This window comes from Goekera deserti (assembly GCF_010685995.1).
In the GTDB taxonomy this organism is placed as follows: domain Bacteria; phylum Actinomycetota; class Actinomycetes; order Mycobacteriales; family Geodermatophilaceae; genus Goekera; species Goekera deserti.
The window spans coordinates 1-23,452 of record NZ_JAAGWK010000034.1; the positions used below are offsets into that span (position 1 = coordinate 1).

The 23,452-nt window shown below is 75.1% G+C and carries 20 protein-coding genes; 11 read left to right on the top strand and 9 right to left on the bottom strand.

What is annotated here, in order from left to right; translation table 11 throughout:
- Together G1H19_RS20400 and G1H19_RS20405 are read left to right on the top strand one after the other, a co-directional pair.
- On the top strand, positions 1–635 hold a 635-nt coding region (locus G1H19_RS20400), incomplete at its 5' end, for a M15 family metallopeptidase (RefSeq protein ID WP_163638866.1).
- Between the two features lie 90 nt (positions 636–725).
- Entirely contained in the window at positions 726–1,301 is a 576-nt protein-coding gene (locus tag G1H19_RS20405) for an Rv1733c family protein (RefSeq protein WP_152727759.1), read from the top strand.
- Positions 1,302–1,331: 30 nt separating this feature from the next.
- On the opposite strand, the gene G1H19_RS20410 is transcribed toward G1H19_RS20405, so the two are convergent.
- From G1H19_RS20410 to G1H19_RS20425, 4 genes are read right to left on the bottom strand one after another with little or no spacing between them, the layout of a single operon-like run.
- On the bottom strand, positions 1,332–2,345 hold the full coding sequence (locus G1H19_RS20410; RefSeq protein ID WP_162392203.1) for an NAD(P)-dependent alcohol dehydrogenase: 1,014 nt from the start codon (positions 2,343–2,345) through the stop codon (positions 1,332–1,334).
- Complete coding sequence (locus G1H19_RS20415; RefSeq protein ID WP_152727758.1) at positions 2,342–3,235, bottom strand: carbohydrate ABC transporter permease; 894 nt, start codon at positions 3,233–3,235, stop codon at positions 2,342–2,344. Before G1H19_RS20415 ends, G1H19_RS20410 begins: the two co-directional genes overlap by 4 nt.
- Positions 3,232–4,200, bottom strand: a complete 969-nt coding sequence (locus tag G1H19_RS20420) for a carbohydrate ABC transporter permease (protein ID WP_152727757.1) — start codon at positions 4,198–4,200, stop codon at positions 3,232–3,234. The genes G1H19_RS20415 and G1H19_RS20420 overlap by 4 nt, the downstream gene beginning before the upstream one ends.
- A gap of 46 nt (positions 4,201–4,246) precedes the next feature.
- On the bottom strand, positions 4,247–5,635 hold the full coding sequence (locus tag G1H19_RS20425; protein ID WP_235927862.1) for an ABC transporter substrate-binding protein: 1,389 nt from the start codon (positions 5,633–5,635) through the stop codon (positions 4,247–4,249).
- A gap of 218 nt (positions 5,636–5,853) precedes the next feature.
- Between G1H19_RS20425 and G1H19_RS20430 the strand changes: the two genes are divergently transcribed.
- Positions 5,854–6,468 carry an Rv1733c family protein gene (locus G1H19_RS20430; RefSeq protein WP_456071365.1) on the top strand — a complete coding sequence of 205 codons (615 nt, stop codon included), beginning with the start codon at positions 5,854–5,856 and terminating at the stop codon, positions 6,466–6,468.
- Positions 6,469–6,532: 64 nt separating this feature from the next.
- Here the strand turns inward: G1H19_RS20430 and G1H19_RS20435 are convergent, their stop codons facing one another.
- From G1H19_RS20435 to G1H19_RS20450, 4 genes are all read right to left on the bottom strand, one after another.
- On the bottom strand, positions 6,533–7,354 hold the full coding sequence (locus tag G1H19_RS20435) for a DUF817 domain-containing protein (protein ID WP_162392205.1): 822 nt from the start codon (positions 7,352–7,354) through the stop codon (positions 6,533–6,535).
- Positions 7,355–7,408: 54 nt separating this feature from the next.
- Complete coding sequence (locus G1H19_RS20440) at positions 7,409–8,770, bottom strand: hypothetical protein (protein WP_152727756.1); 1,362 nt, start codon at positions 8,768–8,770, stop codon at positions 7,409–7,411.
- A 54-nt stretch (positions 8,771–8,824) separates the two neighbouring features.
- On the bottom strand, positions 8,825–10,237 hold the full coding sequence (locus tag G1H19_RS20445) for a hypothetical protein (RefSeq protein ID WP_152727755.1): 1,413 nt from the start codon (positions 10,235–10,237) through the stop codon (positions 8,825–8,827).
- A 123-nt stretch (positions 10,238–10,360) separates the two neighbouring features.
- Positions 10,361–11,725: a hypothetical protein gene (locus G1H19_RS20450; protein WP_152727754.1), complete on the bottom strand. Its 1,365-nt coding sequence runs from the start codon at positions 11,723–11,725 to the stop codon at positions 10,361–10,363.
- 246 nt (positions 11,726–11,971) lie between these two features.
- Between G1H19_RS20450 and mgrA the strand changes: the two genes are divergently transcribed.
- The 5 genes from mgrA to G1H19_RS20475 all read left to right on the top strand — a co-directional run bounded on the left by mgrA (position 11,972) and on the right by G1H19_RS20475 (position 19,376).
- Positions 11,972–13,003, top strand: coding sequence for an L-glyceraldehyde 3-phosphate reductase (mgrA, locus tag G1H19_RS20455; RefSeq protein WP_162392206.1), 1,032 nt, complete (start codon positions 11,972–11,974; stop codon positions 13,001–13,003).
- A gap of 87 nt (positions 13,004–13,090) precedes the next feature.
- Complete coding sequence (locus G1H19_RS20460; protein ID WP_152727753.1) at positions 13,091–14,725, top strand: GGDEF domain-containing protein; 1,635 nt, start codon at positions 13,091–13,093, stop codon at positions 14,723–14,725.
- Positions 14,726–14,843: 118 nt separating this feature from the next.
- Complete coding sequence (locus G1H19_RS20465) at positions 14,844–16,157, top strand: hydroxyacid-oxoacid transhydrogenase (protein ID WP_152727752.1); 1,314 nt, start codon at positions 14,844–14,846, stop codon at positions 16,155–16,157.
- Positions 16,154–18,997, top strand: a complete 2,844-nt coding sequence (locus tag G1H19_RS20470) for an FAD-binding and (Fe-S)-binding domain-containing protein (protein WP_235927863.1) — start codon at positions 16,154–16,156, stop codon at positions 18,995–18,997. The genes G1H19_RS20465 and G1H19_RS20470 overlap by 4 nt, the downstream gene beginning before the upstream one ends.
- Before the next feature lie 10 nt (positions 18,998–19,007).
- Entirely contained in the window at positions 19,008–19,376 is a 369-nt protein-coding gene (locus G1H19_RS20475) for a hypothetical protein (RefSeq protein WP_152727751.1), read from the top strand.
- Positions 19,377–19,422: 46 nt separating this feature from the next.
- Here the strand turns inward: G1H19_RS20475 and G1H19_RS20480 are convergent, their stop codons facing one another.
- Positions 19,423–19,830, bottom strand: coding sequence for a hypothetical protein (locus G1H19_RS20480; protein ID WP_152727750.1), 408 nt, complete (start codon positions 19,828–19,830; stop codon positions 19,423–19,425).
- Positions 19,831–20,008: 178 nt separating this feature from the next.
- Between G1H19_RS20480 and G1H19_RS20485 the strand changes: the two genes are divergently transcribed.
- The 3 genes from G1H19_RS20485 (at position 20,009) to pdxY (ending at position 23,449) form a co-directional block, all read left to right on the top strand.
- A complete protein-coding gene (locus G1H19_RS20485; protein ID WP_152727749.1) occupies positions 20,009–20,263 on the top strand; it encodes a hypothetical protein in 255 nt (84 codons plus the stop codon).
- A gap of 459 nt (positions 20,264–20,722) precedes the next feature.
- Complete coding sequence (locus tag G1H19_RS20490; protein ID WP_202925722.1) at positions 20,723–22,513, top strand: alkaline phosphatase D family protein; 1,791 nt, start codon at positions 20,723–20,725, stop codon at positions 22,511–22,513.
- A gap of 84 nt (positions 22,514–22,597) precedes the next feature.
- The gene (pdxY, locus tag G1H19_RS20495; protein ID WP_202925723.1) at positions 22,598–23,449 is read left to right on the top strand and encodes a pyridoxal kinase PdxY; all 852 of its coding nucleotides are present in this window, start codon (positions 22,598–22,600) and stop codon (positions 23,447–23,449) included.
- Positions 23,450–23,452: the final 3 nt, after the last annotated feature.

Consider the following 23,452-nt stretch of genomic DNA (forward strand, 5'->3'; position numbering starts at 1 on the left):
GGGTGGCCGCCGTCCCGGTGCGGGAGGGCGGCGACCCGCTGGTCGACCTGCGCGGCACCGCGATCGCGCTCGACCCGCGCAAGGCCGCCGCCGACGGCTCCTACGCACACCTGCGCCGCGACGTGGTGCGCCGGCTGGAACGGGCGCAGACCCTGCTGCCCGGCGGGCTGCGGCTGCTGGTGGTCGAGGGCCACCGGCCACCGGCCCTGCAGCAGCACTACTTCGCCGAGTACCGCGCCGGGCTCGCCGTGCTGCACCCCGACTGGGACGACGACCGGCTGGACCGCGCCGCCAGCCGCTACGTGTCCCCGCCGGCGGTGGCGCCGCACCCGGCCGGCGCCGCCGTCGACCTGACCCTCACCACCGCCGACGGCGTCGAGCTGGACATGGGCACCCGGGTGAACGCCGACCCGGAGGAGAGCCACGGCGCCTGCTACACCGACGCGCCCGGCCTGCCGGCCCGCGCCCGGGCCCACCGGCGGACGCTGGCCGACGCGCTGACCGCGGTCGGGCTGGTGAACTACCCGACCGAGTGGTGGCACTGGTCGCACGGCGACCGGTACTGGGCTTTGGCCACCGGCGCCCCGGCGGCGGTGCACGGCCCGGTGGAGCTGCCCACCCGTCCGGGCGGGTGAGCCTCAAGCCCGGACGGCCGCGTGCCGATGCGGGGCGTGGTGGCGCCGCGAACCGGTGACCGCGAGCCGTCCCCCCTCCTGGAGCCCCTCGTGACGAAGAACCTCGGCCTCGGCCACGCCGTGCGGCGCCTGACCGTCGGCGCCGGTGAGATGAAGCGGCGCAGCGACCGTGCCGAGATGTGGCTGCGCGTCCTGCTCGCGCTGGCCTTCTCGCTCGTGGTGCCGATCGGTTCCTCGGTGGCCGGCGCGGCCGCGACCCAGCTCGGCGCGGTCGCCGAGGCTCAGCACGCGGAGCTCACCCGGGTCGACGCCGTGCTCACCGAGGACGCCAGCACCTACGCCGACACCTCCTCCGGCGCCCAGGTGGCGGTGGCGGCGACCTGGCCCGGCGGCTCCGGCGAGGTGCGGGCCGACCTCGACGCGCGGCGCGGGGACGTCGTCCCGGTGTGGCTGGACACCGACGGGCAGCGGCAGGTCGCCCCGCTGGACGCCGCCCAGGTGCGCACCCAGGCGGTGTCGGTCGGCGTCGTGGTCGGTGGCTTCGCCGCGCTCGGCGCCGTGCTGCTGTACGCGCTGGCGGTGGCCGCGCTGAACGCCCGCCGGGTCGCGCAGTGGGAGGCGGGCTGGGCGCGCGTCGAGCCGGTCTGGGCCCAGCAGCTGCGCTGAGCCGCCGGCTGGGACCACGGCGGGGCCGGCTCAGGTCTGGGGGCGCACCACGACCTTGACCGAGTGCTGGTCCCGCCGCCCGGCGGTGAGGGCGTCCGCGGCGCGCTCGAGCGGGTAGCTGCCGGTGACCAGCCGGTCCAGGTCGACCCGACCGGCGGCCACCAGGGCGATCGCGGTCGGCCAGGTGCCGGCGTAGCGGAACGTGCCGGTGACCTCCAGCTCGCGTTCCTGCACCACCGACAGCGGCAGCGGCACCTCGTCCCCGCCCATGCCGACGAGCACCGCCCGCCCGGCCGGGGCCAGCGCCCGGATGCCCTCGGAGATCGCCGGCGGGTACCCGGAGCACTCCAGCAGCACCCCCGGTGCCCGCGGCAGGTCCAGCACGCTGGCCGAGCGGGCGTCGACCAGCTCGGTGGCGCCCATGTCGCCGGCCAGGGCCAGCCGGGCCGGGTTGACGTCGGACACCGCCACCTCGGTGGCCCCGAACGCGATCGCGGTCTGCACGGCCAGCAGCCCGATCGGCCCGGCGCCGGTGACCAGCACCCGGGACCCGGCGCTCACCCGGCCCTTGCGGCACGCCCAGACCGCCACCGACAGCGGCTCCAGCAACGCGGCGGCGTCGTCGCTGATGCCGTCCGGCACCGGGTGCGCGAACGCGGCGTGGGTCAGCACGTACTCGGCGAAGGCGCCGTCGATCGGCGGGGTGGCGTAGAAGCGCATCTGCGGGCACAGGTTGTACCGCCCGGCCAGGCACTGCTCGCAGGTCAGGTCGGGCACGCCGGGCTCGACCGACACCCGCTGCCCGGGCACCAGACCGGTGACCCCCTCGCCGAGCTCGACGACCTCGCCGGCCGCCTCGTGGCCGAGGACCAGCGGGGACTCGACGATGAACCGGCCGATCCGGCCGTGCTCGTAGTAGTGCGTGTCCGAGCCGCACACCCCGACCGACCGCACCCGGACCAGCACCTGGCCCGGGCCGGGGCTCGGGGTGGGCCGCTCCTCGACGACGACGTCGCCGGCGGCCCGCAGCACCGCGGCCCTCACTTGACCGCACCCAGCGACAGGCCCTGGACCAGCTTGTCCTGGGCGGCGAACCCGGCGATGATCACCGGCAGCGAGACCACGAACGCCGCGGCGCAGACCTGGGCGAGGAAGAGGCCCTGGCTGGTGACGAACCCGGTCAGGTACACCGGCGACGTCCCGGCCACGGTGCCGGTGAGCACCCGGGCCATCAGCAGCTCGTTCCAGCTGAAGATGAAGCAGATCAGCGACGTCGCCGCGACCCCGGGCAGGATGATCGGCCCGACGACGGTGCGCAGCGTCTTCAGCAGGCCGGCGCCGTCCATCGCCGCCGCTTCCAGGATCTCCCCGGGCACCTCGGCGAGGAACGAGCGCATCATCCACACCGCGATCGGCAGGTTCATCGACGTGTACAGCACGATCAGCAGCCAGATGTTGTCCAGCAGGCCGGTGTACTGGGCGAACAGGTAGATCGGCAGCAGCCCGGCCACCGCCGGGAGCATGCGGGTGGACAGGAAGAAGAACAGCACGTCGGTCCACTTCCGCACCGGCCGGATGCTCAGCGCGTAGGCCGCCGGGATCGCCAGCAGCAGCACGATGACCGTGGAGAGGACGCTGGCGGTCAGCGAGTTCAGCAACGCGGGCCAGGGGCTGAGGCCGGTGCCCACCCCGAAGAACTCGCGGTAGCCGTCCAGGGTCAGCGGCGCGGCCAGCGACGGCGGGTTGGTGGCCGCGGCCTCCTCGCTGTGGAACGAGGTGAGCACCATCCAGACCACCGGCAGCACGAACACGATGCCCATGAGCCAGGCCGCCACGGCGAGCAGCGGGTTGCCCCATTCCCGGCGTGGCTTCCGCGGGGCGCCGTCCGGGGTGCGGGTGGCCGCGACCGGCGCGACGTCGGTGCTGGCGCTCATCGTGCGTTCTCCTCACGGAACAGCGACGACACCGTGCGCAGGGCCAGGGTCGCGATGATGATGGTGCCGATGACCACGACCACGCCGGCGGCGGACGCCCGGCCGTAGTCGTGCGCCTGGTAGAAGGTCTGGTAGATCGTGTAGGGCAGGTTCGCGGTGCCCAGACCGCCGGACGTGATCGTGAAGACCGCGTCGAAGTTCTGCACGATGTAGATCGCGCCGAGCAGGCCGCCGAGCTCCAGGTACTGCCGCAGGTGCGGGAACGTCATGTACCGGAAGATCTGCCACGAGCTGGCGCCGTCGATCCGGGCGGCCTCGATCACGTCCAGCGGCCGGCTCTGCAGCCCGGCCAGCAGGATCAGCATCATGAACGGCGTCCACTGCCAGATGAGCGCCACCTCGACCGACACCAGCGGGGCGGTGCTGATCCAGTCCGGCTGCGGGGCGTCGTCCGACCCGAACAGCCGCCAGATCGCGGTCAGCGTGCCGTTGAGCAGGCCGTACTCGGGGTTGAACAGCGCGTGCTTCCACAGCAGCGCCGCCGCCACCGGGACGACGAGGAACGGCGTGATCATCATCGTCCGGACGATCCCGCGGCCGCGGAACTGCCGGTCCAGCAGCAGCGCCGCGACCAGCCCGAGCAGCAGGCTGACCAGCACCACGACGACGGTGAGCAGGATGGTCACCCAGATCGCGTTGCGCATGTTGACGTCGGTGAGCACCCGGGCGTAGTTGTCGAAGCCGGTGAACCGCACCTCGTCGGGGTAGTAGGCGTTCCAGTTCATGAAGCTGATCACCAGCGTCACCACGAACGGCAGCTGGGTGACGACGATCAGGAAGACCAGCGCGGGCAGCAGCGGCGCCCGCCGGGCCCAGTCGGCCGAGCGCCGCAGCGCCGTCCCCGACCGTTCCGGTGGGGGCGACGCCGTGGTGCCGGCGGTGGTCCGCTCCAGGGTGGTGCTCATGCCGGGTCCTCCTGCGGTGGGCGGGACGTCGTGACGGCGGCGCCGGTCACCCCGCTGCCCCCTCGCGGTAGCGGGACGCGACGTCGTCGGCGAGCTCCTGCCCGCGTTCCAGGGCCTCGTCCACGGTCATCCGGCCGGCGATCGCCGAGCTGACGTCCTGGGACACCTGGGTGCCGAGGTCGGGGAACTCCGGGATGCCGATGAACTGGATGCCCGGCGCCGGGCGCGGCTGCGCCCCCGGGTCGTTCGGGTCGGCGCTCTGGATCGCGGCCAGGGTGGGCTCGGCGAAAGCCGCGGACTCGGCCAGGTAGTCGGGGTTGGCGTACGTGGACGCGCGCTTGCCCGAGGGCACCTGGGCCCAGCCCAGCTCCTCACCGACCAGCTCCTCGTACTCCTTGCTCGACGCCCAGGAGATGAACTCCCACGCGGCGTCCTTCTTCTCACTGGCCTGCTCGATGCCCCACGACCAGGTCCACAGCCAGCCCGAACGCTCGGTCCTCACGACCGGGGCGGGCGCGTAGCCGATCAGGCCCTTGACCGGGGAGTCGGCCGCCTCCAGCGACCCGGCGGCCGACGTCGCGTCGTACCACATCGCCGCGCCGCCCTGCACCATGTTGTTCAGGCACTCGGTGAAGCCGGCCTGGGGCGCGCCGGCCTCGCCGTGGGCCCGGACCAGGTCGACGTAGAACTGGACGGCCTCGCGGAACTCGGGGCTGTCCACCCCGGCCTGCCAGTCCTCGGTGAACCAGGTGCCGCCGAAGGTGTTCACCACGGTGGTCAGCGGGCCGAAGACCTGGCCCCACCCGGGCTGACCGCGCAGGCAGATCCCGGCCATGCCCGGCTCGGCGCCGTCCACCCGGGCGGCGATGTCGGCGACCTCCTGCCACGTGGGGTTCGCGGGCATCTCGATGCCCGCGGCCGCCAGCACGTCCTTGCGGTACATGAGGAAGGAGGACTCGCCGTAGAACGGCTCGCCGTACAGCTTCCCGTCCACGGTCAGCGACGTGGTCATCGGCGGGAGGATGTCGCCCTGGTCGAAGTCGGGGTCGGCGGCCACGTACTCGTCGACCGGCGCCACCCACCCGCTCTTGGCGTAGATCGGGATCTCGAAGTTGCTCAGCGTCGCGACGTCGTACTGGCCGGCCTGGCTGGAGAACTCCTGGCTGATCTTGTCCCGGGCGTCGTTCTCCGGCAGCGTCGTGAAGTTGACGGTGATGCCCGACTCGGCGGTGAAGTGCTCCGCGGTGAGCTTCTGCAGGTCGACCATCTGCGGGTTGTTGACCATGAGCACGTTGATCGAGTCCGGGCCGCCGGAGCCGCCCCCACCTCCCCAGCCGGCGCAGCCGCTGAGGGTGAGCGTGACGGCCGCCGCGGCGGCGACAGCAGGCCCTGCGCGCCACGGCGCGCGGGTGACAGGCAGATGACGTCGGCGCACGGGAGTCCCATCTCGTCGTCGAGCGGGCACCGGCTTCTCAGGCGCACAGCAGAGTCTCAGGCTCGCTGCTGCCGCCGTCAAACCGACCCAGCAGCCCCACCCGGCGCACCCGGCCCCGTGCGCACCAGGGCCGTGCGCCGGATGCCCCACCGGGCGTCGCCCGGGCTCCAGACTGGGCGCCGACGGTCCCCGGCCCGGAGGTGTGCAGCGTGACGGCGATGTCGCAGGACGACCCGACCTGGGGGCGCACCTGGGGCCTGGGCCACGCGGTGCGCCGGTTCACGCTGGGCTCGGGCCCGCTGCGACGGGGCACCGACCGCGTCGAGGTCGCGCTGCGGGTGCTGACCCTGTGCGTGCTGCTGCTCGCGGTGCCGGTCGGCCTGGGCACCGGCGGCTCGGTGCACGCCGGGCTCACCGACGAGGCGGCCCGACAGCGCGCCCAGCTCAGCGCCGTCGAGGCCACCGTGGTCGGCCGGCCGCGGGACGGCACCGGCCGGTCGCCGTCCGAGCTCGTGCCGGTGGACGCGACCTGGACCGCGCCGGCGGGCGGCCGGGTCACCGGCAGGCTCCAGGTCGAGCAGGACGTGCAGCCCGGGGACGCCGTCACGGTGTGGGTCGAGCGGGACGGCGCGCGCCGCCCCGCGCCTCTGGACGACGCCCAGGTGCGGCTGCAGGCGGGCGTGCTCGGTGGCGCGGCCAGCGTGGCCATCGTGGTCGTGCAGTTCCTGCTGCACGCCGCGGGCGTCTGGGTGCTGGACCGCCGCCGGCACCGGCAGTGGGCGGCCGGCTGGGCCGCGGTCGGCCCGGACTGGCGTCGGCACCAGCTGAGCTGAGGCCCGCGCTCGCCGGGTACGCGACCGGCCCGGCTCCCGCGGGGCCCTCGGTGTCCGGACGTGCTCAGCCGACCGGCTGCCCGGCCGGCGATTGCACCGGTACCGGCCCGGGCACGTGGTACAGCCGGCCCTCCTGGGACTTGACCGTGGCCACCAGCACGAAGCTCATCGTGACCAGCAGCGCCCACGCGCCGAGCTTGTCGGCGTGCACGGCCTCCCACACGTCCTCCTGTCCGGGGTACTGCCAGGCACCCAGGAAGGTCGCCGCGTTCTCCGCCACCCAGAGGAACGTGCCGATCAGCACGAAGCTCAGCGCCAGCGGCATCCGGTAGCGGGCGTCGCCCACGGTGAAGTGCACCCAGCAGCGGCGCAGCACCAGCAGGCCCGCCACCGCCAGCGGCACGCGCAGGTCGACCCACCAGTGGTGGGTGAAGAAGTTCGCGTAGACGCCGACGGCCACCACCGTCGTCGCCGGTGCCGGGTAGTGCGACACCCGCAGGTCGAAGCGGCGCCAGGCCTGGCAGATGTAGGAGCCGACCGCGGCGTACATGAACCCGGAGAACAGCGGGACGCCGGCGACCACGGTGACCGCGTCGCCCACCGGGTAGCTCCATGAGCCCTGGTGCACCTTGAACAGCTCCAGGCCCAGGCCGAGGCCGTGGAAGCCGGCGATCACCAGGACCTCCCGCCAGGTCTCCAGGCCGGCCACCCAGAACCCCAGCGTGACCAGCACGCACCACGCCAGCAGCGCGTCGAACCGGGCGATCGGCAGCGGCACCACCTGTGCCAGGGCCAGCCCGGCGAACAGCGCCGCGGCGAAGGCGCAGGACTGCAGCTCCAGCCAGGCGAAGCGGAGCAGCTGCGCAGCGGCGCGTCGGACGGGCACGGCCGCAGGCTAATGGGCGGTGCGCCCCGGCCGGGTGGACCCGGCCGGGACGCCTCACCAGACGGTGGCGGTCAGGCCCCAGGCGGCGATCTCCGCCGAGACCAGGGTCTGCAGGGTGCCGCTGGGCCCGAGCCGGCCCGCGTCGGCCATCACGCCCAGGGTGATGTCCTCGCCCCAGCGGCCCAGGCCGATGGTCAGGTCGGTCATCATCGGGCCGCCCATCAGGTAGGCAGCGCTCGCCTGGTGCCGGCCCAGCCGACCGATCAGGTCCGGCAGCGGCCCGACGTTCGAGGCCACCCCGTCGGCGCCCTGCGCGAGGACGGCGAGCCGGTTGCTCAGCGCGCTGGGCAGCAGCCGCATCGCGTCCACCACGCCGGTCGGCCCGGCCGGGCGGCCGTCGCGGCGCGAGGCACCGACCGGTGCGGCCGCCTCGATGGCCCGCTTGGTGGCCACGCGCACGTCGGCGATCGAGCCGTGCTGCGGGGTGCCACCGGGCAGCACCACCAGGGCGCCGACGACGGCGTTGGCGGTGACGTCGTGCTGGCCCTGCGGGCGCTGGTGGCGCAGGTCGACCGGCAGCAGGATGCGCAGCGGGCCGTCGACGGTGTCGCCCCGGGAGAGCCGCGCGGTGCGCAGCAGGTTGGCCAGCACCGACAGCAGCAGGGTGTTGCCCGACCCGCCGCGCGCCTGCGCGACGCCGTCCCAGTCCGCGGCGCGCACCCGGGTCAGGGCCATCAGCCGGCGGCCGGACCGGGCACCGACCCCCTGGTTGCGGCTGCGCACCGCCGCGATGGTCGGGCTCAGCCGCTGCAGGTCACCGGTGGCCGACGGCCGGGCCAGCGCCACGGCGACCTCCCGGCCCAGGCGCACCGTGCCACCCAGACCGTGTCGCACCCGGGTGACCACGTCACCGAGCTCCTCCACGGTGTCGGCCCGCCAGCCGCGCACCGGGGCCTGCTGCGGCACGGTGCTCGACCCGCCGCCGAACCCGTGCGTCAGCAGGGCGCGCGCGTCGCCGTAGGCGTGGTTCACCCACAGCGACACCATGCTGCCGCCGTCGGCGGTGCGGGCGGCGGCCATCCGCCACCCGGCGGTGGCCGCCGGGTCGATCTGCTGGCTGGCCTCCTCCTCCATCAGCGCCATGAGCTCCGGGACGGAGAGCTCGTCGGGCTCGAAGCGGATCGGCGGCAGGTCGGCGGCCGGCGCCCAGCGCAACCGGGCCCCGGGCACCCGCGGGCGCACCACGCGGCGGCCCAGGCCCTGCGGGTCCTGGGCCAGCTCGTTGGCCCAGCGCAGCAGCGCGTCCCCGGTGACCGGCTCGTCGTAGTGCCGCAGCAGCCCGATGCACGGCCGGTGCAGACCGGTGCGGGTGGCGGCGACGTACATCGCCGCGTGGTCGTCCAGGGGGATCTTCACGCTTCTCCTCGGGCAGGGGTGCGGTGGGTGGGACGGGTGTTCACGGGGTCCGGCTCACCAGCGGCCGCCGCGCAGGCCCCAGCCGCGCAGCTCGTCGCCCAGCCAGCCCCGGACGTCGGCGCCGGGCCCCAGCCGTGACGGGTCGCCCACGACCGTGATCCCCACCGAGTCGGGCCCGCGGCTGAGCGCGGCGATGAGGTCCAGCGCGATCGGCCAGCCCATGGTGGCGGCGGAGGTGGCGGTGTGCCGGCCCAGCCGGCGGACGCCGGCCGGCATCGCCCCGGGGTTGCTGGCGCAGGCGTCGAAGGACAGCGCCGCGCGCTCGGCGAAGCGGATCGCCAGCGCCTCGGGCAGCAGCCGGGCCGCGTCGTTGAAGCCCCGCACGGGCGGTGCGGTCGCGGCGTCGGCGACGAAGGCGGCCTTCATCCACCGGCGGGTCACGGTCAGGTCGCCGTACTGGGGCGGGCCGCCGGGCAGCACCAGGGAGGCCGTGACCATGTTGGGCCGCACCCCCAGTGCACCGTCGCGGCGTTCGCCCACGGCGTCGGCGCCGAGGTCGATGGGCAGCACCAGCCGCACCGGCCGGTCGACGTCGCCGCCCCGGCCGACCCGGCCCCGGCGCACCATGTTGGCGGCGATCGCGGCGAGCAGCGTGTTCCCCGTGCCGCCGAGCTCGGCGGCACGGGTGTCCCACTCCTCGGCGGAGAACTCGGCGATCACACCCGACCGGGCCGGGCCGGGAGAGCGCCGGGTGCGGTCCCGGCCCCGCGGGTTCGGGATCGGCGGCGGGTCGGTGACCGGGGCCTTGGCCGCGCTGTCCCGGCTGGCCGCGGCGCGCAGCGCGTCACCGGTCATCCGGCCGGCACCCCGTACCCCCAGCACCAGCCGCTCCACGACGCTGCGCAGCTCCTGCCGCAGCTCGTAGCGCTCGTGGGCCTGGAAGGTGAGCCCCACGGTGCCGTCCCGCGGGTCCACCGAGCCGTCCCCGTACGCGGCCTCCAGCACCCCGGGCGCGATGCCGTAGAGGTGGTGCACGATCACCAGCACGACCGTGCCGCCGTCGGTGGTGTGCGCGGCGGTGACCAGCCAGCCGTGCCCGTGCTCGGGGTCCAGCGGGGTGGGCAGCTCGCCGTCGAGCCACCCGGCGAGCGCGTCGGAGTCCACCGGCCGCGGGGCGAGCCGCACCGGCGGCGGCACCGGCGTGGCCACCCAGCGCCGCCGCCCGCCCGGTACCCGGCGCGGCTGCACCCGGCGGCCCAGCGCGTAGGGCGAGGCGGCCAGCCGTTCGGCCTCGGCGGTGAGCTCCTCCACGCTGATCCGGGTGGGGAAGCGCAGCACCCAGCCCATGTGCGGCAGCACGGTGCCCATCCGGCCGGCGCGCAGCACGAGGCTCGCCTGGTCGGCCAGCGGGACCTCACCGCCGGCGGTGTGCGGGGTGATCGGGGGCAGGTCGGTCAGCGGGAGCACGGGGACCCTCCTGGGTTCGGCGCAGGCGGTGGGGGCTGGACCGGCGGACGGTGGCGGTCGGGGCCCGCCCGGTGGGGCCGCGTCCCGGCCGTCGCCGGGCACGGCCGGGCGTCGTCCGGTGGCTCACCAGACGCGGGCGGGGATCCCCCAGGCGGCGAGCTCGGTGGCCAGGCGCTGCGGCAGGGACGGGCCACCGCCGAGGCGACTGGGGTCGGCCACGATGCTCATCTGCACCCGGCCGTCGTGCCGGGCCACCGCGATGGAGACGTCGCTGCCCATCGGGCAGGCCATCAGCACGGCGTCGGTGGCGGTGTTGTCGCCCAGGCGCAGGATGCCCGGCGGCATGTCGCCGACGTTGGAGGCGGCGGCGTCGTAGTGACCGTGCACGCTGGTCACCACCCGGCGGGTGAGCTCGTCGGGCAGCAGCTTCATCGCGTCGACGAGCCCAGGGGCGATGGGGACCCGGCCGGTCCGGGCCACCTGTGCCGACGCCTCGCCGAAGGCCCTGCGGGTCTCGGCGCGCACGCCGGCCAGGCTGCCGTAGGAGGCGCGCCCGCCTGGCAGGACCACCGTGGCGCTGGTGAGCTGGATCGGGCCGACGGTCGCGGCGGCGTCGGGCAGCTCGGTCCGGTCGGCCAGGTCGACCGGGACGATCATGCGGATCGGCCGGCCGGCCGGCCCGCCGCGGGCGGCGCGCGCCTCGCGGGCCAGGTTGGCGATCAGCGCGACCTGCATGCTGGTGGCGGAGCCGCCCAGCTCGGCCGCGCGCCCGTCCCAGTCGGCCGCGGCGACGGTCGCGATGGCGGCCACCCGACGCGGGGACCGCCGTCCCCGGCTGGGGTCACGGTCGCGGACGGCGCGCAGCGGTGCGCGCAGGGTGTCCAGCTCGCCGTCGGGGCGCAGGCCCCAGGGCAGCATGGCGATCTCGCCGCCGAGCCGGGCCAGGCCCACCACGCCGCTGCGCAGCCGCTCGAGGGTGTCCTTGGCCTCGGCGAGCAGTTCGGGCTTGCCCAGCTGCAGCGCCTCGAGGTCGAGCTCGGGCGCCGGCACGTCGCCGTACAGGGTGGTGATCACGTCCCGGCCGTGGCCGAACAGGTGGGCCATGCCCAGCGTGACGACGGTGCCGCCGCGCACGTCGTGCGCCGCGGCGAGCTGCCAGCCGGGACCGCGCTCGGGGTCGTGCCGAACGCTCACCTGCTCGTCCATCCAGCGGGCGAGGCCGGCCTCGTCCAGCGGCTCGTCGGGGCCGACGACCGGGGGCGGGGTGGTCGCCATCGCCCAGCGGGGCCGCGCGCCGAGGACCTTCGGGGCGCGCAGCTTGCGCCCCAGGCCGAAGGGACTGGCCGACACGCGAGCGGCCTCGTCCTGCAGGTCGGAGAGCGGGATCTTCTCCGCGAAACGGGTGACGATCGCCATGTTGGGCAGCTCGGCGCTGCGCTGGGCAGCGAGGAGCATCAACGAACCGTGCTCGACCAGCGGTACGTCCATGACGCGGTTCCTCCTGAGCTGAGACGACGTGGTCCAGGACACTATGTGTGTATCCAGCGATCACACAAAGACCTGGGAGTGAATTCCGTCATCCCCTCGGGTGAGGTCGTCAGCACGAGGGACCCGGAGCGCACCGGCCGGGGCGCGAGGCGACGGTCCGGGTGTCGCCCGCAGGGGTGGAGCGGGCGTCCCGCGCAGCGGGCGGCCGGGTGGACACCGGCGCGGAGCCCGCGCGACGATCACCGGGTGGCCCACCTCGCACAGGACTCCCGCTACGACTCCATGACCTACCGCCGTACCGGCCGCAGCGGCCTCGACCTGCCGGCCATCAGCCTGGGGCTGTGGCACAACTTCGGGGACGACGTGCCCTTCGAGCGGCAGCGGGCCATCCTGCGCCGCGCCTTCGACCTCGGGATCACCCACTTCGACCTGGCCAACAACTACGGGCCGCCCTACGGGTCGGCGGAGACCAACTTCGGCCGGCACCTGGCCGACGACTTCCGCCCCTACCGGGACGAGCTGGTCATCTCCTCCAAGGCCGGCTGGGACATGTGGCCCGGCCCCTACGGCCAGGGCGGTGGTGGTCGCAAGTACGTGCTGGCCAGCCTGGACCAGTCGCTGGCCCGGATGGGCCTGGACTACGTCGACGTCTTCTACTCCCACCGGCCGGACCCGACCACGCCGCTGGAGGAGACGATGGGCGCGCTGCACAGCGCCGTCCAGGCAGGCAAGGCGCTGTACGTGGGGATCTCCTCGTACTCGCCGCAGGCCACCGCCGAGGCCGCTGCCCTGCTCGCCGACCTGGGCACGCCGCTGCTCATCCACCAGCCGTCGTACTCGATGCTCAACCGCTGGATCGAGACCGAGGGGCTGCTGGACACCCTGGAGCAGGTGGGCAGCGGCTGCATCGCGTTCTCCCCGCTGGCCCAGGGCATGCTCACCGACAAGTACCTGCACGGCGTGCCCGAGGGCTCCCGCGCCAGCCAGGGCAAGTCGCTGTCCACCGACCTGCTCAGCGACGAGGCCCTGACCCGGATCCGGGCGCTGGCCGGCATCGCCGAGGCGCGCGGGCAGAGCCTGGCGCAGATGGCGCTGGCCTGGGGCCTGCGCGACCCCCGGGTGACCTCGGTGCTGATCGGCGCCAGCAGCGTGGCCCAGCTGGAGCAGAACGTGGCCGCGCTGGACCACCTGGACTTCTCCGCCGAGGAGCTGGCCGCGATCGACGAGCACGCCGCGGACAGCGGCATCGACCTCTGGGCCGGCGCCCGCACGGCGTGAGCGGCCTGCCCCCCACCCGGTGACCGGCGGGGTGGGGGGAACACCGGGGGGCGCGTCGACGATCCAGAGAGGGTGGGCGTCGGACCGATGGAGGACAGGGAGGCGACCGGGGTGCCCGGGCGTGCCCTGCGCGACCTCCGGCGTGCCGACGCGGTGGACGACGCCGTCGTGCACCGGCTGGTCGCCGAGCTCGACGAGATCGAGGGCCTGCCGCGCGCCGACCCGACGGGTGCGGCCCTGCGGGCCGTCGACGTCGCCCTGCAGGCCCATGACCTGGGGCTGCCGGAGCTGGAACGGCGCGCGCAGCTGGTACGGGCCGACGTGCTGGACCGGCAGGGCCGGGTGGCCGAGGCGGGACGGATCGCCCAGGACGTGCACGCCTGGGCCGCCCAGCACGGCGCGCGCTACCTGCAGGCCCGCAGCCACCACGTGCTCGAGCTGGTGTTCTCCGACCTCGGCGACACCGCCGTGGCGCTGGAGCACGCCCTGCACGCCGTCGACCTGCTGGACGACCGGGGCAGCCCGGCCGTGCGGATCGACCACCTGCTGCGGCTGGCCGACTGCCTGAGCAAGAACGGCGACCACGCGGCGGCCCGCCGGCGCTTCCCGGACGTGCTGCGGCTGGCCGGCGAGGTCGGCGACGTGTCCCGGGTCCTGCTGGTGCTCAACAACTGGGCCTACGCCGAGACGGTGGCCGGGCACCACGAGCGTGCCCTGCGGCTCAGCGAGCAGCTGCAGGCCTCCGCCGACCGGCACGGCGTCCCGCTGGGGCTCGGCGAGCGGGACACGGTGGCCCGGGCGCTGATGGGCCTGGGCCGGTGGGAGGAGGCCGAGGAGCTGCTGGCGGCCGCTCTGGTGCCCGAGCCGCCGGACCGGGCACCCGAGCCGGACATGCTCGGCGAGACGCTGCTGACCCTGGCCCAGGTGCGCCGGGCCCGCGGCCGCTCCGCCGAGGCCCAGCAGACCCTGGACGAGTGCGTGCGCACGTGCGAGGAGAACGGGCTGTCCGGGGTGCGGGTGCGGGCCCGCGAGGAGCAGGCCCAGCTGCACGCCGCCGGCGGGCGCTACCGGGAGGCCTACGAGGAGCACCGGCGCTTCCACGCCGAGACCACCGAGCTGCGCTCGCTCGAGCGGGACGCCCGGGCCCGCACGCTGCAGGCGGTGTACGAGACCAGCGAGGCCCAGCGGGAGAGCCGGGCCTACCGGGAGCTGTCGCTGCGGGACTCGCTGACCGGGCTGTACAACCGCCGGCACGTGGAGCAGGAGGTGCAGCCGACGCTGCACCGCAGTGCCGACCGCGGCCGGGCGGTGACCGTGGCGCTGCTCGACCTCGACCACTTCAAGCAGGTCAACGACCGCTGCTCGCACGGTGTCGGCGACCAGGTGCTGCAGGTCGTCGCCGAGCACCTCGCCCGCGCCGCGGAGCAGACCGGGCGGGCCGGCTCGTTCGCGGCCCGGATGGGCGGTGAGGAGTTCCTGCTGGTGCTCGTGGGGCCGGCGCACGAGTCGGCGGCGCAGCTGGAACGGGTACGGCGCACCGTCAGCGGCCACCCGTGGGGCCCGCTGACCGGGGAGGTGCCCGTGACGGTCAGCATCGGCGCCGTCGTCGTGGTGCCCGGCGGGCCGCTGCCCGACCTGCCCACCCTGCTGCGGCTGGCCGACCAGCGGCTGTACCGGGCCAAGAGCCTGGGCCGGGACCGGGTGGTCGTCGACGCCGGCTGAGCGGCCGGCCCGAGCGCGGGGTCACCGCTCCCCCGACCGGCGAGCACCGGTGCGGGCACCCGGGACCACCTCGGCGCAAGATGGGGGCCGTCCGCCGTCTCGACGCAGAGGGGTCACCATGGCCGCGCCCACGTCCGACCCGCCCACCCGGCACTCCCCCGCCCAGCCGGAGAGCGTCTTCACCTACGGCGCGCCGCAGCTGAAGTTCGGCCCCGGTGCCGCCGACGAGATCGGCTACGACCTGAGCCAGACCGGCGCGCGCCGGGTGCTGGTGGTCACCGACCCCGGGGTGGCCGCGACCGGCATCCCGCAGCGGGTGGCCGACCAGATGGGCGGCTTCGGCATCGAGGCACACGTGTTCGACGGCGCGCACGTCGAACCCACCGACCAGAGCCTGCAGCACGCCGTCGACTGGGCCCGGGAGCACGGCCCGTGGGACGCGATCGTCGCCGTCGGCGGCGGGTCGAGCATCGACACCGCCAAGGCGGTCAACCTGCTCACCACCAACGACGGCGAGCTGATGGACTACGTCAACGCACCCGTCGGCGGCGGGCGGGCACCGTTGAAGCCGCTGCACCCGCTGGTGGCCGTGCCGACGACGACGGGCACCGGCTCGGAGAGCACCACGATCTGCGTGCTGGACGTGCTGGCGCAGAAGGTGAAGACCGGGATCAGCCACGCCCGGCTGCGCCCGACCCTCGCCGTCATCGACCCGTCGCTGACCCTCACCCAGCCGGCCGGGGTGACCGCGGCGTCGGGCATGGACATCCTCTGCCACGCCCTGGAGAGCTACACCGCGCGCCCGTACACCACCTACGAGCGCAAGGCGCCGGACGCGCGGGTGCCCTACTGCGGCGCGAACCCCATCTCGGACATGTGGTCGGAGAAGGCGATGACGCTGCTGTCCACGAGCTTCCGGCAGGCGGTGCGGCACGGGGAGGACGAGGAGGCCCGCGGCCACATGGCCATGGCCGCCACCTTCGCGGGCATGGGCTTCGGCAACGCCGGGGTGCACATCCCGCACGCCAACGCCTACCCGATCGCCGGCCGGGTGCGGGACTTCCACCCCGCGGACTACCCGGACGACCACGCCATGGTGCCGCACGGCATGTCGGTGGCGCTGACCGCGCCGGAGGCCTTCCGGTTCACCTACGACGCCTGCCCCGAGCGGCACCGGCGCGCGGCACAGCTGCTGGACCCGCGCGCCGACGAGCCGGCCACCGCATCGGAGTTCCTGCCCGGCGTGCTGATCGCGCTGATGCGCGACATCGGCATCCCGGACGGCATCGGCGCGGTCGGCTACACCGACGGCGACGTCCCCGACCTGGTCGCGGGCACCATGCAGCAGCAGCGCCTGCTCGCCACCGCCCCCAAGGACGTCACCGAGGACGACATGGCCGGCATCTACCGCCGCTCGATGCAGCTGTGGTGACCGTCGAGGCGACCGCACCCGCCCACACCGGCCCCGACCCCGGGCTGGCCGACGCGCTGCGCCGGGCCGGGGTCACCGACGTCGACGACTCCGGGCTGGCCCGGGCGCTGTACTCCACCGACGCCTCGCTGTACCGGGTGCTGCCGCTGGCCGTGGTGCGCCCGCGGCACCCCGACGAGATCATGGCCACGCTGGAGGTGTGCCGCGCCCTCGGGGTGCCGCTGACCGCCCGCGGGGCAGGCACCTCGATCGCCGGCAACGCGGTGGGCCCCGGGGTGGTCTTCGACACCAGCCGGCACCTGCACCGGGTGCACGCGGTCGACGCCGAGGCGCGCACCGCGGTGGTCGACCCGGGCGTCGTCCAGGCGTCGCTGCAGGCCGCCGCCCGGCCGTACGGGCTGCGCTTCGGGCCCGATCCGAGCACGCACAACCGCTGCACGATCGGCGGGATGATCGGCAACAACGCCTGCGGTTCCCGGGCGCTGGGCTACGGCCGGACGTCGGACAACGTCGTCGCCCTGGACGTGGTCACCGGCGCCGGAGCCCGGCTGCGTCTGGACGACGGTCCGGTGGGCGGGGACGGGGTGCCCGCGCCGCTGCAGGCGCTGGTCGACGCGCACCTGGCCACGATCCGCACGGAGCTGGGCCGCTTCGGCCGGCAGGTGTCCGGCTACTCCCTGGAGCACCTGCTGCCCGAGCGCGGCCGCAGCCTGGCCCGCACCCTGGTGGGCAGCGAGGGCACGCTCGCGCTGACGCTGGGGGCCACCGTGCGGCTGGTGCCGGAGCCGTCGGCGCGGGCGCTGGTGGTGCTGGGCTACCCGTCGATGGCCGACGCCGCCGACGCCACCCCCGGGCTGCTGCCGTACCGGCCGACCGCGGTGGAGGGGCTGGACTCCCGGATCATCCAGCGGCTGCGCGACGTGCCGGCCGCCACCGTGCCGGAGCTGCCGCGCGGGGAGGGCTGGCTGATCGTCGAGGTCACCGGCGACGACCCGGCCGAGATCGCCGACCGGGTCGGGAAGATGGTCGCCGGGGCCGGCGCGGTGGACGCCCTGGTGGTCAGCGACGCCGCGCAGGCCGGCGCGATCTGGCGGATCCGGGAGGACGGCGCCGGGCTGGCCGCGCGCACCAGCGACGGCCGGGCCGCGCACGCCGGCTGGGAGGACGCCGCCGTCCCGGTGGAGCAGCTGGGCTCCTACCTGCGGAGCTTCGAGGCGCTGCTCACCGGGCACGGGTTGCAGGGGCTGCCCTACGGGCACTTCGGTGACGGCTGCGTGCACGTGCGGATCGACTTCCCGTTCGCCGGCGGCGGCACCGCGACCTACCGCAGCTTCATCACCGACGCCGCCCGCCTGGTGGCCTCCTACGGCGGCTCGATGTCCGGGGAGCACGGCGACGGCCGGGCGCGCAGCGAGCTGCTGCCGCACATGTACTCCCCCGCAGCGATCACGCTGTTCGAGCAGGTCAAGGGCGTGCTGGACCCCGACGACCTGCTCAACCCGGGCGTGCTGGTGCGCCCGGCGCCGTTCGACGCCGACGTGCGGGTGGCCGCGGTGGCCCCGCACCGCACCCAGCTGGCGCTGGCCTACCGGCACGACGGCGGCGACCTGTCCGCGGCCGTGCACCGCTGCACCGGGGTGGGCAAGTGCCGGGCGGACACGACGTCCACCGGCGGGGTCATGTGCCCCTCCTACCTGGCCACCCGGGAGGAGAAGGACTCCACCCGGGGCCGGGCCCGGGTGCTGCAGGAGATGCTCGCCCCCGGGGGGCCGGTGCAGGACTGGCGCTCACCGGAGGTGCACGAGGCGCTGGACCTGTGCCTGTCCTGCAAGGGCTGCTCCCGGGACTGCCCGACCGGGGTGGACATGGCCGCCTACAAGGCCGAGGTGCTCCACCAGTCCTACCGCCGCCGGCTGCGCCCCCGCTCGCACTACGCGCTGGGCCGGCTGCCGTTCTGGAGCGACCTGGTCGCGCGGGCCCCGCGGCTGGTCAACGGGCTGACCCGCTCCCGGCTGGGCGGCACGCTGGCGCGCTGGGGCGCCGGGGTCGACCAGCGGCGGTCGCTGCCGGCGTTCGCCACCCGCACCTTCCGCCAGGACTGGACCCCGCGCGTGCCGGACACGCGTCCCCCCGTCGCGCTGTGGGTGGACTCGTTCACCGACCACTTCGCGCCCGCCGCCGCCGAGGCCACCGTCGCGGTGCTGGAGGCGGCCGGCTACCGGGTGGAGGTGCCCGACGACGACACCTGCTGCGGGCTGACCTGGATCACCACCGGCCAGCTGGACGCCGCCCGGCGGATCCTCGGGCACACGGTCACCACGCTGGCGGCCTACGCGGACGCCGGCACCCCGATCGTGGGCGTGGAGCCCTCCTGCACCGCGGTGCTGCGCGGGGAGTCCCAGGAGCTGCTGGACGACGGGGGCACGGGCGGGGCTGCGGCCCGGGTCGCCGCGGCCACCCGCACCCTGGCCGAGCTGCTCACCGGCACCGAGGGCTGGGAGCCGCCGTCGCTGGCCGGGGTGGAGGTGGTGGCCCAGCCGCACTGCCATCACCACTCGGTGATGGGCTGGAGCACCGACGAGGAGCTGCTGCGCCGGGCCGGTGCGACGGTCACCCGGGTCGGCGGCTGCTGCGGGCTGGCCGGCAACTGGGGTGTGGAGAAGGGGCACCACGACGTGTCGGTGGCCATCGCCGAGCAGTCGCTGCTGCCCGCGGTGCGGGCCGCCGGCGCGGGCGCGGTCGTGCTCGCCGACGGCTTCTCCTGCCGCACCCAGCTCGACCAGTTGGCCGGCGCACCGAGCGAGCACCTGGCCCAGCTGCTGGCCCGGCACACGAGGTGAGCCCGGCGCCGTGCAGGTGACACCGATCGACGAGCGGGACAGCTCGTGGGAGGACCACCGCCCCCGGTTCCGGGTGTACGTGTTCGGTGGCGGTGGCGAGCCGGGCGGCAGCTGGGCGGTCGACACGTTCGACGTCGAGGACGCCGACGTGCTGGAGGTGACCGACTGGGCAGAGGGGCAGGCCGGCCCGGACGACCTGGTGGCCGTGGCCCTGATCGGCGAGCTCGACCCGCAGGCCGACACGGAGACCGCGCGGCGGGGCCTGGTCTGGCTGCTCGGGACCGACCCGAACGGCACGCCCTCGGACGCCACGGTGCAGCGCCTGCTCGACGGCATGCTCGCCCGCCGCGAGTCCCGCCGTGCCGCTGGAGATCGCTGACACGGTCCCTGCCGTAGCGGCCGGGCCGGGGCAGCCCGGTGCCTGTTCAGCCCACCAAGGTAAGCCGCACCTGCTCCTCGACCGGCCGGGGCGACGGGGCCGGCCGGCGGGGGGCACGGCGCGCGGTGACCCGGGCCAGCGCGCGGCGCCAGCCGGGGGTGCGGGACTGCTCCTCCAGCTCGGTGAGCCGCCGCTCCAGCGCCTCGACCCGGGCAGCACCGGCCCGCGTGCTCAGCTCGTCGGGCACGAGGTCGGCCAGCTGTTCGCTCAGCGCGGCGACCAGGCCGGCGACGTCGCCGGGGGCCAGGTGCGTGCTGCCCACGCACACGTCCTGCCGCCACAGCGTCAGGTTCACCAGCGGGCGCTCGGGGTGCCGGCTGACCCGCACGCCCCGCCCCTCCCCGCGGACGTCCAGGAACCACGAGCCGACGCGGGGCAGAGGACGGGCTGTCATGTACAGACGGTCGGGCCTCAGCGGCAGCGCGTCAAGACGTGCGCGCACCGTCTCCACCGGTCGGGGTCCGTGGTGCGCGGGTACGGATCGCGGACGGACTCAACCTGGCGGGTTCGGACAGGCGTGTTGATGGGTGGACCCTGCAGCTGGCACGGTCGTCAGCGAGAGGGAGGTCGCGGTGCCGAGCGAGTTCGACGAGGAGTTCGTGCGCTTCGTCGAGCAGTGGTCGCCCGCACTGCTGCGGGTGGCGTTCCTGCTGACCCTGGACGCCGACGGCGCCGTGTTGTCATCGGTGGCGCTGGTCGCCGGCAGTGCCACCACACCGGACGACCCTCGGGTGCACGGTGTTCGCCTGGTCGACGGGGACGGCGTGGTCGTGGGCGCGACGACGATCACCCCGCCCGGACAGTCGGACGACTACGACCACGGCTGAGGGGCGAGCCGACCGGGACCGACCGGGACCCCGAGGAGGCGAAGGACGACCGAGCCGCGGCGCACTCGGACGACCGGCCTGCCATCGCGTCCACGACCAGCGTGCCCTGGGGCGGCCGGTGCTGCTCCCGTGGGAAGCGTCACCGGGAGCTGGCACGTCCGCTGCACCTCCTCCCGGCACCCCGTCGACTCCTCGGACTCCCCTCCCGCGGAAAGCGTCACCTGGAGGTGACGCTTCCGCAGCACCCTGTCCCCCGCCCCCGACCCCTGGGAGACCTCGCGCTCTGCTCCCTCAGGCCAGGTCCCGCGGGTCGGGTCGTCCCGCCTCGTCCTCGCCGCCCTCGCCGCCCTCGCCGCCCTCGCCGCCCCGCCGGCCAGGACGCGGCCGGTCACCGAGAGGGCCACCGGCTGTTCACCTGGCGGCCGCGTGTGCGCCGTGTCGGCTCGGCACGGTGTGCCGGTGACCCTCGACGCCCCGATCTCCCGCCGCACCCTCCTCCAGGGCACCGCCGTCGCCGCCGCCGCCGTCACGGTCGGCGGGCTCACGCCCACGGCCGCCCGCGCCACCGTCGACGACGCCGCCCGCTCCGGCATCTTCGGCTTCGGTGTCGCCAGCGGCGACCCGACCGCCACCGAACTGCTGCTCTGGACCCGGGTGACGCCCACGCCGAAGTCCACGCCGGGCAGCGGGGTGGGCCCGGTCACCAAGGTCGACTGGGAGCTGGCCGCCGACGAGCGGTTCACCCGCGTCGTCCGGCACGGCACCGTGCGCACCGACGCCGACCGTGACCACACCGTGAAGGTCGTCGTCTCCGGGCTCACCCCGTACACCCGCTACTTCTTCCGCTTCCGCTGCAAGGGCGCGACGTCCCCGGTCGGTCGTACCCAGACCGCCCCCGACGAGGCCGGTGTCACCCACGCGCTGCGGCTGGCCTTCGTGTCCTGCAGCAACTACACCGGCGGCTACTTCACCGCCTACCGCGGCCTGGCCGCCCGGGACGACCTGGACGCCGTCCTGCACCTGGGCGACTACCTGTACGAGTACGGCAACGACCCGGCCGAGCCCGGCGTCGCGGGCTCCGGTGACCGCTACGGCCCGGCCGCGCTGATCGGCGTCCGGGACCACGACCCGGCCACCGAGATCGTGTCGCTGCAGGACTACCGGCTGCGGCACGCGCTGTACAAGACCGACCCGGACCTGCAGGAGGCCCACCGCCGGCACCCGTGGATCGTGATCTTCGACGACCACGAGGTCACCAACGACGCCTACGCCACGGGCGCGGAGAACCACGAGCAGCAGGACGACCCGGACACCTCCTACACCGGCCCGGGTGAGCCGGCCGGCATCCGCGCCGAGGGCGAGTTCGTCGCGCGCCGGGCACTGGCCTACCGCGCGTACCTGGAGTGGATGCCGATCCGGGAGCCCGCGAGCTGGCAGCCGCGGCCGCACCAGGGCACCCAGTTCTTCCGCCGGTTCGTCTTCGGTGACCTGGCCGAGCTGTCGGTGATTGAGACCCGGCAGAACCGCAGCCAGCAGGTGCCCACCACGGTGGGCACCACGCTGAACCCGGCGCTGGCCGACCCGGGCCGGCACCTGCCCGAGCCGCAGCAGATGACCTGGCTGACCACCGGGCTCACCGGCAGCCACAAGGCCTGGCACCTGATCGGCAACCAGACCGTCTTCGCCCGGGTGTTCTCCCCGCAGCCCACGGCCCTGCCGGGTCAGGTGTTCAACGCCGACCAGTGGGACGGCTACCAGGCCGACCAGCGCACCCTGCTGGCGGCGATGGCGGCCTCGGGCGACACCGACCCGGTGGTGCTCACCGGCGACATCCACAGCTCCTGGGCGATCGAGCTGCCCTCGGAGCCCACCTCGGGCGACTCGGTCGGCGTCGAGTTCGTCTGCCCGTCGATCACCAGCGACGGCTTCAAGGAGGTGACGGGCAGCGCCGCCGCGGCCCAGGCCGCCACCGCCGCGTTCCAGCTGCGCAACCCGTGGGTGCGCTACCTGGAGGGGGTCGGCCACGGCTTCGCCGTCATCGACGTCACGCCCGAGCGGGTGCAGACAGACTTCTGGTTCGTCCGCAGCAACGGCGACAAGGGCCTGGCCGTCGAGGTGCGCACCGACCCGGATGCCACCGTCGGCTTCGAGTCGTCCTGGACGTCGGCCAAGGGCTCGCGACGGGTCACCCCGGGCACCGGCCCACTGGGCGCCCGCGGCGACCAGCCGCGGACCGCGCGCCACCACTGACCCGCGGCGCCCGGCCGGGGCCCCCTCGGGGTCCCCGGCCGGCGCACCGGGCGATCAGCGGCACGCCTCGCTACGGTCTGCTGCGTGGTGAACGTCCTCTCCATCCAGTCCCACGTCGCCTACGGCCACGCCGGGAACTCCTCGGCGGTGTTCCCGCTGCAGCGCCTGGGCATCGAGGTGTGGCCGGTGCACACCGTGCAGTTCTCCAACCACACCGGCTACGGCGCCTGGCAGGGCCGGGTCTTCGACGGCCAGGCGGTCGACGAGGTGGTCGCCGGCATCGCCGACCGCGGGGTGCTCGGCGGCTGCGACGCGGTGCTGTCGGGCTACCTCGGGTCGGCCGACATCGGCCACGCGGTCGTCGGGTCGGTGGCCCGGGTCAAGGCGGCCAACCCCGTGGCCGTCTACTGCTGCGACCCGGTCGTCGGCGACGTCGGCCGCGGGGTGTTCGTGCGGCCCGGCGTCCCGGAGTTCATCCGCGACGTCGCGGTGCCGGTGGCCGACCTGGTCACGCCCAACCACTACGAGCTCGACCTGCTGTCCGGGCGGACCACCCGCACCCTCGCCGAGGTGCAGGACGCCGTCGCCGCGGTGCAGGCCTTGGGCCCGCGGGTGGTGCTGACCACGTCGCTGGTCGCCGAGGACACCCCGGACGACGCGGTGGACCTGCTGGCGTCGGAGGGCGGCCGGCACTTCCGGGTGCGCACCCCGCGGCTGGACCTGTCGGTCAACGGCGCCGGCGACGCGATCGCCGCGCTGTTCCTGGCCCACTGGCTGTCCACCGGCAGCGCGGGCACGGCGCTGGGCCGGGCCGCGTCCTCGGTGTACGGGCTGCTGCGGCAGACCGCCGAGGCCGGCTCCCGGGAGATCCTGCTGGTCGCCGCCCAGGACGAGTTCGTGGCCCCCCGGCGGACGTTCGAGGTCACCGAGGTCTGAGTC